The organism is Ketogulonicigenium vulgare WSH-001, from assembly GCF_000223375.1.
GTDB lineage: Bacteria > Pseudomonadota > Alphaproteobacteria > Rhodobacterales > Rhodobacteraceae > Ketogulonicigenium > Ketogulonicigenium vulgare.
In genome coordinates, this window is sequence record NC_017384.1 from 1835361 (window position 1) to 1848471 (window position 13111).

Sequence of the window (13111 nt, forward strand, 5' to 3'; positions counted from 1 at the left end):
GGGCCTTTCACGGCAGTTCGCCCATTTTCTGGGGCCGCAGGCGTTAAAAGGCAAGCATCCGCCCCCTGCCCGCACCGATTTTCCCTTCAATTCGCCGCTGCCTTTGCGGTAAGACGCGGCCATCGCACGCCCCGCCGACATAAGGATTGGCCCCGATGACCGACACCACCGCGTTCTTCACCCAAGACCTCGCCCAGCGCGACAGCGCCGTCTTTGATGCAATCACCCTTGAGCTTGGTCGCCAGCGCGACGAGATCGAGCTGATCGCCTCGGAAAACATCGCCTCGCTGGCCGTGATCCAGGCCCAGGGCACGATCCTGACCAACAAATATGCCGAAGGCTATCCCGGCAAGCGCTATTACGGCGGCTGCCAATATGTCGATATCGTCGAGACGCTGGCGATTGATCGCGCCAAGCAACTGTTCGATGTCGGCTATGTGAACGTGCAGCCCAATTCGGGCTCGCAGATGAACCAGGCCGTATTCCTCGCGCTGCTGCAGCCGGGCGATACGTTCATGGGCCTCGACCTGAATTCGGGCGGTCACCTGACGCATGGCTCGCCGGTGAACATGTCGGGCAAATGGTTCAACGTGGTCAGCTATGGCGTGCGTCAGCAGGACCAATACCTGGATATGGACGATATCCGCGCCAAGGCGCTGGAGCATAAGCCCAAGCTGATCGTTGCAGGCGGCACCGCCTATAGCCGCGTTTGGGACTGGGCCGCCTTCCGCGCCATCGCGGATGAGGTTGGCGCCTATCTGATGGTCGACATGGCCCATATCGCGGGTCTGGTCGCAGGCGGTCAGCACCCCTCGCCGGTGCCGCATGCGCATGTTGTCACCACCACCACGCATAAATCCCTGCGCGGCCCGCGCGGCGGCATGATCATGACCAATGACGAGGCGATCGCCAAAAAGATCAACTCGGCGGTCTTCCCCGGCCTGCAAGGCGGGCCCCTGATGCATGTGATCGCTGCCAAGGCCGTGGCCTTTGGCGAGGCGCTAGAGCCCTCGTTCAAGGACTATGCCGCGCAAGTGGTCAAGAACGCCAAGGCCATGGCCGATGAGCTGCAAAAAGGCGGTATCGACATCGTCTCGGGCGGCACCGACAACCACCTGATGCTGGCCGATCTGCGCCCGAAATCCGTGACCGGCAAGGCGGCCGAGGCGGCTTTGGGCCGCGCCCATATCACCACCAACAAGAACGGCGTGCCGTTTGACCCCGAAAAGCCCTTTGTCACCAGCGGCATCCGCCTTGGCACCCCCGCCGGCACCACGCGCGGCTTTAAGGAAGACGAGTTCCGCCAGATCGCCCGTTGGATCGTCGCGGTGGTCGATGGACTGGCTGCAAATGGCGACGAAGGGAACGGCGAAATCGAATCGCGCGTCAAGGCCGAGGTCGAGGCCCTGTGCCAACGATTCCCGATCTATCCGAACCTGTGATCACAACCACCGGTTAATGTGATCACAAAGGGTGCTGCCGATTGTCGCGGGCAGCACCCTTATTCATGGGTGATGGTTTACCCGCGCGTCAGGTGCCACAGGACGAACAGCCCCGTCAGCACCAAGACCGCCAGCGCCATCGTGGCAAAAAAGCTCAGCATCCGGCCCCATAAACGATCCAGCGGATTGATGGATTCCAGATGGCTGCGCACCACGCTTGCGGCGCGATCAGCATGTTCAAAGTCAACCATTTTCAACAGCTTGGGATTTTTGGACAGCTCGTCGATCTGTGCCAAATACCATGCCTCACTGCGCACGGCGCGCGGCAATAGCCGTCCGCCGCGTTCCAGCTGCCGCTGCAAGCTTGACCCCCGCAGCCCGTGCTTTTCACGCAAGAGCTGCCGGATCTCTTCGGTCTGATTGTGCAAGTGATCCTGATTCATAAAGGTGCTTTACCAATGGTGCGCGGCGCGCTCAACGTCTCTGGCGCGACCTTCGCGCAATGCGTTAAGAGTGCTGCATGTTGAACACGATCACACATGGCGAACCGGGGACACGCCGCCCCATTTTGATCGCACACGGGCTGTTCGGCTCGGGGCGCAACTGGGGCGTGATTGCCCGGCGTCTGGCCGCCGAGGGGCGCCAGGTGATCGCCGTCGACATGCGCAACCACGGCAGCAGCCCATGGTATCCCGACCATAATTATTTCGCCATGGCGCAGGATCTGGCGCAGGTGATCGAGGATAAGCTGGGCTCGCGCGCAGATGTCATCGGCCATTCGATGGGCGGCAAAGCCGCGATGATGCTGGCCCTGACCCGTCCTGAACTGGTCGACCGTCTGGTCGTCGCCGATATCGCGCCCGTGACTTACGGCCACAGCCATATTGCCAGCATCAACGCCATGCAGGCCGTTGATCTGGACGCCGTCAGCACCCGGGCAGAGGCGGCAGCCGCGCTGGGGATGGATAGCGATACGACGGGCCTTTTGCTGCAAAGCCTCGATCTGCCGCACAAGCGCTGGAAGTTAAACCTCGAGACGCTGGGACGCGAGGTCCGCACCATCTCGGGCTTTCCGCAAACGGGGCTGACCTATGGCGGCCACACGCTGTTCTTGCGCGGCGCGCTGTCTGATTACGTCTTGCCCGAACATCGCGATACGATCCGCGCCATGTTCACCCGCCCGCATTTCGCGAAATTGCCGGGCGCCGGGCACTGGTTGCAGGCCGAAAAACCGACCGAGTTTTTCAACGCTGTTTCGGCCTTTCTGTGCAAGGATTTCGAACCGGCGATGCAGCCCGCCCCTGCAATGGCCTGATCCAGCGATAAAAGGCGCATGCGGGCGCGCACGCCGCTTGACGGAATGCAAATTCGCCCCCATAGCAGCGCCATGACCGAGCTTGATCACATCCGCAATTTTTCCATCGTGGCCCATATCGACCACGGCAAATCCACGCTTGCTGACCGCCTGATTCAGGAAACTGGAACAGTTGCCGGACGCGACATGAAAGAGCAGCTGCTCGACTCGATGGATATCGAGCGCGAGCGCGGCATCACGATCAAGGCCAACACCGTCCGCATTGATTACAAGGCGGATAACGGCGAGAACTATGTTCTGAACCTGATCGACACCCCCGGACACGTCGACTTCGCCTATGAGGTCAGCCGTTCGATGCGCGCGGTCGAAGGATCGCTGCTGGTCGTCGATTCGACCCAAGGGGTCGAGGCGCAGACATTGGCCAACGTCTATCAGGCACTGGACGCGAACCACGAAATCGTGCCTGTCTTTAACAAGATCGACCTGCCCGCATCCGAACCCGCCCGCGTTGCCGCGCAGGTCGAGGATGTGATCGGCATCGATTCGTCCGATGCGATCCTTGTCTCTGCCAAAACCGGCGTCGGCATCCACGAGGTGCTAGAGGCCATCGTCCACCGCCTGCCCGCGCCCAAGGGTGACCCGAATGCGCCGCTGAAGGCAATGCTGGTCGATAGCTGGTATGACAGCTACCTTGGCGTTGTCGTGCTGATCCGCGTCATGGATGGCACGATCAAAAAGGGCGACCGCATCCGCATGATGGCAACGAACGCCGTCTACGGCGTCGACCGTCTGGCGGTGCTGAAACCGCAAATGACCGATATTGCCCAGCTTGGCCCGGGCGAGATCGGCGTGTTCACCGCCAGCATCAAACAGGTGCGCGACACCCGCGTCGGCGACACGATCACCCACGAGAAAAAGGGCACGACCGCCGCCCTGCCCGGCTTTAAGCCCGCGCAGCCTGTGGTGTTCTGCGGTCTGTTCCCGGTCGATTCGGCCGAATTCGAAGATCTGCGCGACGCGATCGAAAAGCTGGCGCTGAACGACGCCTCCTTCAGCTACGAGATGGAAACCTCGGCCGCGCTTGGCTTTGGCTTCCGCTGCGGCTTCTTGGGGCTTCTGCACCTTGAAGTTATCCGCGACCGGCTAGAGCGCGAATATAATATCGACCTGATCACGACTGCGCCTTCGGTGGTTTACCACCTCTTTATGCGGGACGGGACGCAGATGGATCTGCACAACCCCGCCGATATGCCCGACCTGACGCTGGTCGATCATATCGAAGAGCCGCGCATCAAGGCGACCATCATGGTGCCCGATGACTACCTCGGCGATATCCTGAAGCTGTGCCAAGATCGCCGCGGCGTACAGCTGGATCTGTCCTATGCGGGCAACCGCGCCATGGTCGTTTACGATCTGCCGCTGAACGAGGTCGTGTTCGATTTCTACGACCGCCTGAAATCGGTGACCAAGGGCTATGCCAGCTTTGACTATCAATTGTCGGGCTACCAAGAAGACAGCCTGGTCAAAATGTCGATTCTGGTGAACGAAGAGCCTGTCGATGCGCTCTCGATGATGGTGCACCGCGACCGCGCCGATATGCGTGGCCGCGCCATGGTCGAAAAGCTGAAAGAGCTGATCCCGCGCCATATGTTCAAGATCCCGATCCAGGCCGCCATCGGCAGCAAGGTCATCGCACGCGAGACCCTGTCCGCCATGCGCAAGGACGTGACGGCGAAATGTTACGGCGGCGATGCGACGCGCAAGCGTAAGCTGCTGGACAAGCAAAAAGCCGGCAAAAAGAAGATGCGCCAGTTCGGCAAGGTGGACATCCCGCAAGAGGCCTTTATCTCGGCCCTGAAGATGGACAGCTAATCGCATCCTCGCATTCATGTGAGAAGGGGCAGCCGTTGTCGGACTGCCCCTTTTGCGTCATAATGGCGGAAAAATTGGCGAATGGGGGCAGGCCATGCAAAAGAAAACCGTCACAACATGGGGCCTGGCCGCGATACTCGCCCTTGGCCTGACAGCCTGCGGCCCGCGCGGCGCGATATCCGAGGCCTGCATGACAGGCGGCCGGTCCGCCGCGAATTACCAGCTGTGTTCCTGCGTGCAGAACGTCGCCGACCAGACCCTGTCTGGCAGCGAGCAGCGCCGCGCCGCCGACTTCTTTGGCGAGCCTGACCGCGCACAGGCGATGCGCACATCCAGCAGCCAGCGCGATCGTGACTTCTGGACGCGCTACCGCGCCTTTACCAACACCGCCGCCAGCCGCTGCGGCTAAGCGGCCCATCCCGGGGGGATATCTTGGACGCCGATACCGCACCGCGCTTTACCGATTGCAGCCCGATCCTGCGCATGTTCGACGTCGATAAGGCCCGTGAGTTCTACTTGGATTTTCTAGGCTTTGGCGTCACGTTCGAACACCGCTTTCACGCGAGCGCGCCCCTTTACATGGGCATCATGCGCGCGGGGCTTACCCTGCATCTCAGCGAACATCACGGCGATGCCAGCCCCGGCACGACGATCTTTGTCAAAATGCAGAACATCCGCGCCTTTCATACCGAGCTGACGGACAAGCGCTATCGCTATAACCGCCCCGGTCTGGAACAGGCCCCCTGGGGCCTGACGGTTGAGGTGCATGACCCCTTCGGCAACCGCATCCGCTTTTGTGAGCAGCCATAAAAAAACCCGGTCTGCATCGCTGCAGACCGGGTTTTCAATTCAACCGAAAGGTCGCTTAGGCAGCTACGACAGCAGCGGTTGCCTTGGCGATTTCTTTTTTCAGCTTCAGCGCGTTGTCCGACAGCTCAACGTCTTTGGCGCGGGCCAGATAGGCGTCCAGACCGCCGCGGTGATCCACCGAACGCAGGCCAGCAGCCGACACGCGCAGCGTGAACGAACGGCCCAGCACATCCGACTGCAGCGTGACATCTTGCAGATTCGGCAAGAAACGACGCTTGGTCTTGTTGTTTGCGTGGCTTACATTGTTGCCCACCATCGGGCCTTTTCCGGTCAATTCGCAACGGCGCGACATGGTATTAGTCCTTCGTATCAAGGCCATACGACGCTTGATGCGACGAGATTGGCACAACGGTTCATAACGATAGCAGGCCCATAGAGGGTCGCGCTACCAAATTAGCTTCCGGGCAGTTAAGGGGAATCCCCGCCAAGGTCAAGTCGATTCCCCGCCTTCAGCGTCACCTGCGACCGGCAAAAGCGCGGCCGCCCGCGCGCGCGCAACATCGCCCAGCGCACTATGCCCAAGGCGCGCCGCCTGTGCCGCCAGCCGCAGCCAATAGCCCTGCGACAGGCGCCGCGCATCGCGATGCGCCCCCCGGATCGAGGGCGCATCATCCCATCCCAATGCCGCCGCCCGCTGCACCCACCATTGCGCCCGCGTCGCGCGCAATGTCCGGATCGCCGGATGCCCGCCAAAGGGCAGCAGCAGCCGCGAAAGGCCGGGGAACGCCCGCCCGATCAGCGCGGCATGCGCGCGATCCTCGGGGACAAAGGGATCGAACAGAATCATGCCCTGCAAATCCGCTGTCCCGTGCCGCCCCAGATCATCGGTGACGGCGAGGGGCGGATAACGCCCCTCGAACGGCGCCACCCCGGGATCGAGCGAGAATTGCGGCGAGATCACCACCGCCCGCTTTGCCCCCAGCGCCCGTGCAAAGCGCAGCGCGCCAAAGCCGCCCATGGAATAGCCCAGCAGATGCACCCGCGTATAGCGCGCCGCGATGGCGGGCAAAGCCGCCTCTAGCGCCGCCGTATCGCCGTTCAGATACCAGTCATTCTGCGCCGTGCGGATCGACAATTGCCCATAGCCTTGGCGCGCATAGCTGCTGGAATGGGTCGCGGCGGAAAAACCCGCGCGCCCCTCTTTGCGGTAATCAAAGACCACCATCAGCTGCTGTCCGTTCGGCCCCGCCGCCCCCGCAAAATGCGTCGCATGCAGATGCGCTCCGTCAAAGACGGTCTCTGGCAATAGCTGCAATTTTCCCTTGAGCGCGGTTTTCATACGCCCCTTTCCCACGAAGCCCGCCTCTGGTCAAACCCGGCGCAAGCACCGATAAGACGCCATGCAATTGCCGATTGATCCCCTGCTGCCCGACCTGATCGCCGCGCTAAAGGCTGCGGGCCGCGCCGTGCTGCAAGCGCCCCCGGGCGCAGGCAAAACGACACGCGTGCCCCTTGCCCTGCTGGAGGCAAATCTATCCGCGGGCCGCATCATCATGCTAGAGCCGCGCCGCCTTGCCACCCGCGCCGCAGCCGAACGTATGGCCGAAACCTTGGGGGAATCCGTCGGCCAAACCGTTGGCTATCGGATGCGCGGCGAGAGCCGCACCAGCGCCGCCACCCGGATCGAGGTGGTGACCGAAGGCATCCTGACCCGCATGATCCAGACCGACCCAGAACTGGCGGGCATCGGTGCGGTGATCTTTGACGAATTTCACGAGCGCTCGCTGCAAGCTGACCTCGGCCTTGCGCTGGTGCAAGAGGTCCGCGCCGCCTTGCGCCCCGATCTGCTGCTGATCGTCATGTCCGCCACTTTGGACGCTGCGCCCGTCGCCGCCTTGCTGGAGGATGCCCCGATCCTAACCGCCGAGGGGCGCAGCTTTCCGGTGGATCATATCTATCTTGATCGCCCCCTTGCACCAAAGGCGCGGCTGGAAAATGCCCTCGCCGATCTGATCGCGCGGGCGGCGGCCGAGACCACTGGCGATATCCTTGTCTTTCTGCCCGGCGAGGCCGAGATTCGCCGTCTGGAATCCCAGCTTGCCCGTCTTGGTGACGGCTTCGCGATCCGGCCCCTGTTCGGCAATATGCCCTTTGCCGCCCAGCGCGCCGCGCTGACCCCTGATGCGGCGCGCCGCCGCGTGGTGCTGGCGACATCCATCGCTGAAACCTCGCTGACCATCCCCGGCATTACCGTCGTCGTCGATGGCGGGCGGGCGCGGCGGGCGCGGTTCGACCCCGGCAGCGGCATGGCACGGCTGGTCACCGAACGCGTCACCCGCGCCGAGGCGGTCCAGCGCGCGGGCCGTGCGGGCCGCACCGCCCCCGGCCGCGCCTATCGCCTGTGGACGCGCGGCGAGGATGGCGCCCTGCTGCCCTTCCCCCCGCCCGAGATCGAAAGCGCCGATCTGACCGGCCTTGCGCTGGAGCTTGCGCTCTGGGGCGATGACCGCCTGCCCTTCCTGACCCCGCCACCCGAGGGCACCTTGGCCGAGGCCCGCGCCCTGCTGCAGGGTCTTGGCGCGCTGGATGGCCGCGCGATGACCGCCCATGGCCGCCAACTGGCCGCCCTGCCCCTGCATCCCCGCCTTGGCCATATGCTGCTGCGCGCAGGCCCCGCCAGCGCCCCCCTTGCGGCGCTGATGGCCGAGCGTGACCCGATGCGCGGCGCGGGCAGTGATCTGTTGCCCCGTCTTGCTGCCATTCAACGCGGTGATCCGCGCGCCGATCCCGCCGTCATCGCGCGCATCCGGACCGAGGCAAAGCGCCTTGCCGCGCTTGCGGGGCCGCAGGCCGACCTGTCGCACGCACAGATGGCCGCCCTCGCCTATCCCGACCGCATCGCGCAACGCCGCGCGGGCGATCAGCCGCGCTATCTGCTGTCGGGCGGCAAGGGCGCGGTTATGGCCGATGACGACGCGCTTGCCAGCCAGCCGCTGCTGGTCATTACCGACACCGATGGCAACCCGCGCGAGGCCCGCATCCGCGCCGCCCTCAGTATCACCGAAAGCGAGATCCGCGACCTGCTGGCGGATCAGATCACACTGCACAGGATCACGGAATGGTCCCCGCGCGAGGGCCGCGTGCTGGCCCGCCAGCGCGAGATGCTGGGCGCGATTGCCCTGTCGGACCGCGCATGGCCGGACGCCCCGCCCGATGCCATCGCCCGCGCCCATGCTGGCGGGGGTGCGCGACCTTGGCTTGAACTGGTCGGATGCCGCCCAGCGCTTGCGCGCCCGCGTCCAGCTATTGCCAGACCTGCCTGCCATGGATGATGACACCCTGCTGGCCGAGGCGGAGGCGTGGTTGCTGCCCCATCTGAGCGGCCTGCGCACGGCGGCGGATTGGCGGCGCTTTGATATGTTAAATGCGCTGCGTGGCCGCCTTGATTGGGGCCAGATGCAGCGCCTTGATCAAGCCGCACCCGCGCAATTCGAAACACCCTTGGGCCGCAAAGTGCCTATAGATTATGCAGGCGATTTCCCCAGTATCGAGATCCGCCTGCAAGAAATGTTCGGCACGACGCGCCATCCGATGATCGGCGTGAAGCCCCTGCGTATCACCCTATTGTCTCCCGGTGGCAAACCGGTGCAGGTAACGACGGATTTGCCGGGTTTTTGGACGAATTCCTATGCCGATGTGCGCAAAGACATGCGCGGCCGCTATCCCCGCCACCCCTGGCCCGAAGACCCCCGCGCCGCCGATCCGACCCTGCGTGCCAAACCGCGCGGCACTTAAACCTGCGCGCAGAACCGCGCAGCACTTAAAACTGTCATCATCGGTTGACACGCCTGTGATAGATTGCAGTCTGGCAGGACAGTGAAAGGAATACCTCGACCCATGGCCGTCCAAATGCCGCCGCCCAAAGGCCCCATCGCACAGCGTAAAGAGCAGCTGGAGCAACGCCTTGTAACGCTGCGCGGGGTCAAGACGACAACAAAGGGCTGGGGCAAGCTGGCGGCGCATGCCGACCCGCTTTATCATCAGATCGGCGCATTATGCTGGCAACCCACGCCCGCCGGGCCTCAGGTTCTGCTGGTTTCCGCCACTTCTGGCCGCTGGATCATCCCAAAAGGCTGGGCCTTGCCCGGCAAATCCCCGATTGACGCCGCCCTTGCCGAGGCCTGGGAAGAAGCCGGGGTGAAAAAGGCAAAGGCGCAGCCGCGCTCGATCGGCCATTACATGGGTACGAAACGCACCCTGGGCGGCGACGAGGTTCTGGGCGCGGTGCAGGTCTATGCCCTGCGCGTGCGCAAACTGCTGGACGATTACCCCGAGGCCGACCGCCGCCAGCGCCAATGGTTCAGCGCAGCAGAGGCCGCCGCGCTGGTGGATGAGGACGGGCTGCGCGATTTGCTGATCGCATTCGCGGCCACCTAAGCGTCACAAAGCTGTGGGATGTCTCGACATGGGCGCGCAGGCGCGCCACATTAGCCCTTCGGCCCGCAACAAGAGCACCCTATATGACCGCCAGCGCCTCGCAGACCCCTCCCGATCCGATGAACCCGCCGCCGCGCCATGGCCTGACCGCCGTGCTGCGCGGTATTGCCATGAACGGCACGGATGAACGGATTTCGATCCGCATGTTGCTTGAGGCGATGGACGGGCGGGCCTTTGGCGCGCTGATGCTGCTGTTCGCGCTGCCCAACGTTATTCCGACACCGCCCGGCACCTCGGCGATCCTTGGCGTGCCGCTGGTCTATCTGACCTTGCAGATGATGCTGGGACATAACCCCTGGCTGCCCAAAGTGATCGCCGACCGCTCGCTGGCGCGCAAGGATTTCGTCGCGCTGGTCATGCGTATGAACCCTTGGCTGGAAAAGGCCGAACGTCTGACCTCGCCCCGCCTGCAATTCTTGCTCAACGGCAAGATGGAGCGGGTCATCGGCGGCATCTGTCTGGTACTGGCGATCACCCTCGCGCTGCCGATCCCGCTGGGGAATATGCTGCCCGCCCTCGCCATCGCGATTATCGCATTGGGAGTGCTAGAACGCGACGGGCTTTGGATCTTGGGCGGTATCATCACGGGGATCATCTCGATGATCGTGGTCAGCGGCGTCGTCTATGCGATGTTCCGCGCCGCCGTTTTCGTCATTACCCGCACCTTCGGCCTGTAAAGACAGCCCACCTATAAAAAAGGGCCGGGCAATCGCCCGGCCTTTTCCGTTATACCCCGAGGCACCAGCGCATGACCGCCTTTTGCGCATGCAGGCGATTTTCGGCCTCATCAAAGATCACCGAATGCGGGCCGTCCATCACGCTCGATGTCACCTCATCCTCGCGGTGGGCGGGCAGGCAGTGCATGAACAGCGCATCCGATTTCGCCCGCGCCATCAGCGTGTCATTCACCTGATAGCCGCGTAGCTGGTTATGGCGGCGCTCTTTGGCCGAGGCCGGATCATGCATCGACACCCATGTATCGGTCACAACCAGATCCGCGCCCTCGACCGCCTTCATCGGATCACGCTCGATCACGATATTCGCGCCAGCCGCGCGCGCCTCGGCGACGATTCCGGCTTCGGGATCAAGGGGCTGCGGCCCGGTGAACGTCAGGTCGAAATTGAACTTTTGCGCCGCATGGACAAAGGAATGGAACACATTGTTCCCGTCGCCCGACCAGACCACCTTTTTGCCGGTGATCGGGCCGCGATGTTCCTCATAGGTCAGGATATCGGCCATGATCTGGCACGGATGGGTGCGGTTCGTCAGCCCGTTGATCACTGGCACGGTGGCATATTCCGCCATCTCAAGCAGGGTCGCCTCCTCGAATGTGCGGATCATGATCATATCGACATAACGCGACAGCACGCGGGCGGTATCGGCGATGGTCTCGCCATGGCCCAGTTGCATGTCGGCGCCCGACAGCACCATCGTCTGCCCACCCATCTGGCGCACGCCCACATCGAACGAGACACGGGTGCGGGTCGAGGGCTTTTCAAAGATCAGCGCGACCATGCGATCGGCCAGCGGCTGATCGGCATCACCCGCCCCCTTGGGCAGGCCAGCACGCGCCTGCTTCATCGCAAGCGCCTTGTCGATCATACCGCGCAGCTGATCGGCGGGGGTGGTGTTGATGTCCAGGAAATGCTGCATCATTTGCCTCCCAGCGCCGTTGCCGCCGCATCCAGACGCTGCAGCCCCTCGGCAATATCCGCATCGGGGATGTTCAGCGCAGGCAGCAGACGCACGACATTATCGGCGGCGCCCACGGTCAGCACATTGGCGGCATAGCCGGCGTTGACCAGCTCGCCCGCCGGCGGCTTGCATTTCAGCCCCATCATCAGACCCGCGCCGCGCACTTCCTCGAATACATCGGGATGCGAGGCGACCAGCGCCTCGAGGCCCTGCCGCAGAAGGCCCGCCTTGCGGTTCACCTCGCCCAGGAATTTCGGCGTTGCAACCACATCCATCACCGCATTGCCGACCGCGCAGGCCAGCGGGTTGCCGCCATAGGTCGACCCGTGCGAGCCTGCCGTCATCCCCTTGGCCGCGTTTTCCGTGGCCAGCAGCGCGCCCAGCGGGAAACCACCGCCAATGCCCTTGCCGACCATCATGATATCGGGCGAAATCCCCGCCCATTCATAGGCAAACAGCTTGCCGGTCCGGCCGATCCCGCATTGCACCTCGTCCAGCACCAGCAGCACGCCTGCCTCATCGCACAGCGCGCGGATCGCCTTCAGATCGGCGTCGGGCACGGGACGAATACCGCCCTCGCCCAGCACCGGCTCGAACATCACGGCGGCGATATCATCCGCGAAAATATGTTCGCGGATCGCCGCGACATCGCCCCAAGGCAACTGCGTAAAGCCCGGCAGCAGCGGGCCAAAGCCCTTGACCATCTTTTCCGATCCTGCCGCCGCGATTGCCGCCGACGACCGTCCGTGGAACGAGCCTTCGAATGTCAGGATGCGGAACCGCTCGGGCTGGCCCTCGGTCGTCCAGAACTTGCGCACCATCTTGACGGCCAATTCCGCAGCCTCAGTACCCGAATTGGTGAAAAAGCATGTGTCGGCAAAGCTATGCTCGACCAACCGCTCGGCCAAAGCCTCTTGCTCGGCGATGTGATAGAGGTTCGAGACATGCCACATTTTATTGGCCTGCGCCGTCAGCGCCTCGACCAGAACGGGGTTTGCGTGCCCCAGCACATTCACCGCGATCCCCGCCGCGAAATCAAGATAGCGGTCACCATCCGTCGTGATCAACCAGGATCCTTCGCCGCGTTCGAAGGTCAAAGGGGCGCGGTTATATGTCGGCAAAATAGGCGAGATCATCACGGTATTCCTATGGATCAAGGCCTTTTGGTGCCGCAGTGCCATCGGGGTGTCAACGCCCGAACGCACGATTAGCCTGTCAAAGCGACACCAAGGGCCAGATTATAAGCGGGGGGAAATGCTGACCATGGCCAGCGGGGGCTGACCGGCATGCGTCACCGGCCGATACTGAAAATCAGCGTCGGCGTCGCGGCAGAGTGAAAAGGATCACATATGCATAGGTCATGGCGCTGCCATAGCTTGCGCCGCGCGCTGATGCAACGGGATTTCGCGCCTCAAAGGGTTGCACTTCACCACCTGCAAGTAGTATCTAGTTGCACCGCAGCCCCAGCCTTGCTTGCCCC

General features: G+C 63.1%; 12 protein-coding genes and 1 pseudogene. 8 read left to right on the top strand and 5 right to left on the bottom strand.

Going from position 1 to position 13111, the window contains the following annotated elements; genetic code table 11:
* The first annotated feature begins 155 nt into the window (after positions 1–155).
* Positions 156–1442 (top strand): serine hydroxymethyltransferase, encoded by a 1287-nt coding sequence (gene glyA / locus KVU_RS09070; protein WP_013384925.1) that lies wholly within the window; start codon positions 156–158, stop codon positions 1440–1442.
* 77 nt (positions 1443–1519) lie between these two features.
* Here the strand turns inward: glyA and KVU_RS09075 are convergent, their stop codons facing one another.
* Entirely contained in the window at positions 1520–1885 is a 366-nt protein-coding gene (locus tag KVU_RS09075; RefSeq protein ID WP_013384926.1) for a hypothetical protein, read from the bottom strand.
* A 77-nt stretch (positions 1886–1962) separates the two neighbouring features.
* Here KVU_RS09075 and KVU_RS09080 point away from each other — a divergent pair, with 77 nt between their 5' ends.
* The 4 genes from KVU_RS09080 to KVU_RS09095 all read left to right on the top strand — a co-directional run bounded on the left by KVU_RS09080 (position 1963) and on the right by KVU_RS09095 (position 5439).
* Positions 1963–2757 carry an alpha/beta fold hydrolase gene (locus KVU_RS09080; RefSeq protein WP_013384927.1) on the top strand — a complete coding sequence of 265 codons (795 nt, stop codon included), beginning with the start codon at positions 1963–1965 and terminating at the stop codon, positions 2755–2757.
* 72 nt (positions 2758–2829) lie between these two features.
* On the top strand, positions 2830–4629 hold the full coding sequence (gene lepA / locus KVU_RS09085; protein WP_044008071.1) for a translation elongation factor 4: 1800 nt from the start codon (positions 2830–2832) through the stop codon (positions 4627–4629).
* A 94-nt stretch (positions 4630–4723) separates the two neighbouring features.
* Positions 4724–5038, top strand: coding sequence for a hypothetical protein (locus KVU_RS09090; RefSeq protein ID WP_013384929.1), 315 nt, complete (start codon positions 4724–4726; stop codon positions 5036–5038).
* A 23-nt stretch (positions 5039–5061) separates the two neighbouring features.
* On the top strand, positions 5062–5439 hold the full coding sequence (locus tag KVU_RS09095) for a glyoxalase superfamily protein (protein ID WP_013384930.1): 378 nt from the start codon (positions 5062–5064) through the stop codon (positions 5437–5439).
* A 55-nt stretch (positions 5440–5494) separates the two neighbouring features.
* Here KVU_RS09095 and rpmB read toward each other — a convergent pair whose 3' ends face one another.
* Together rpmB and KVU_RS09105 are read right to left on the bottom strand one after the other, a co-directional pair.
* Positions 5495–5791 (bottom strand): 50S ribosomal protein L28, encoded by a 297-nt coding sequence (rpmB, locus tag KVU_RS09100; RefSeq protein ID WP_013384931.1) that lies wholly within the window; start codon positions 5789–5791, stop codon positions 5495–5497.
* Between the two features lie 138 nt (positions 5792–5929).
* The gene (locus KVU_RS09105) at positions 5930–6778 is read right to left on the bottom strand and encodes an alpha/beta fold hydrolase (protein WP_013384932.1); all 849 of its coding nucleotides are present in this window, start codon (positions 6776–6778) and stop codon (positions 5930–5932) included.
* Between the two features lie 61 nt (positions 6779–6839).
* Here KVU_RS09105 and hrpB point away from each other — a divergent pair.
* The 3 genes and pseudogenes from hrpB (at position 6840) to KVU_RS09120 (ending at position 10613) form a co-directional block, all read left to right on the top strand.
* Positions 6840–9234, top strand: a pseudogene (gene hrpB / locus KVU_RS09110) (ATP-dependent helicase HrpB).
* A gap of 102 nt (positions 9235–9336) precedes the next feature.
* On the top strand, positions 9337–9876 hold the full coding sequence (locus KVU_RS09115; RefSeq protein WP_013384934.1) for an NUDIX hydrolase: 540 nt from the start codon (positions 9337–9339) through the stop codon (positions 9874–9876).
* A gap of 83 nt (positions 9877–9959) precedes the next feature.
* A complete protein-coding gene (locus KVU_RS09120; protein ID WP_013384935.1) occupies positions 9960–10613 on the top strand; it encodes an exopolysaccharide biosynthesis protein in 654 nt (217 codons plus the stop codon).
* Between the two features lie 49 nt (positions 10614–10662).
* On the opposite strand, the gene argF is transcribed toward KVU_RS09120, so the two are convergent.
* Positions 10663–11589 (bottom strand): ornithine carbamoyltransferase, encoded by a 927-nt coding sequence (argF, locus tag KVU_RS09125; protein ID WP_013384936.1) that lies wholly within the window; start codon positions 11587–11589, stop codon positions 10663–10665.
* Positions 11589–12767 carry an aspartate aminotransferase family protein gene (locus KVU_RS09130; protein WP_044008201.1) on the bottom strand — a complete coding sequence of 393 codons (1179 nt, stop codon included), beginning with the start codon at positions 12765–12767 and terminating at the stop codon, positions 11589–11591. The genes argF and KVU_RS09130 overlap by 1 nt, the downstream gene beginning before the upstream one ends.
* Positions 12768–13111 lie beyond the last annotated feature (344 nt).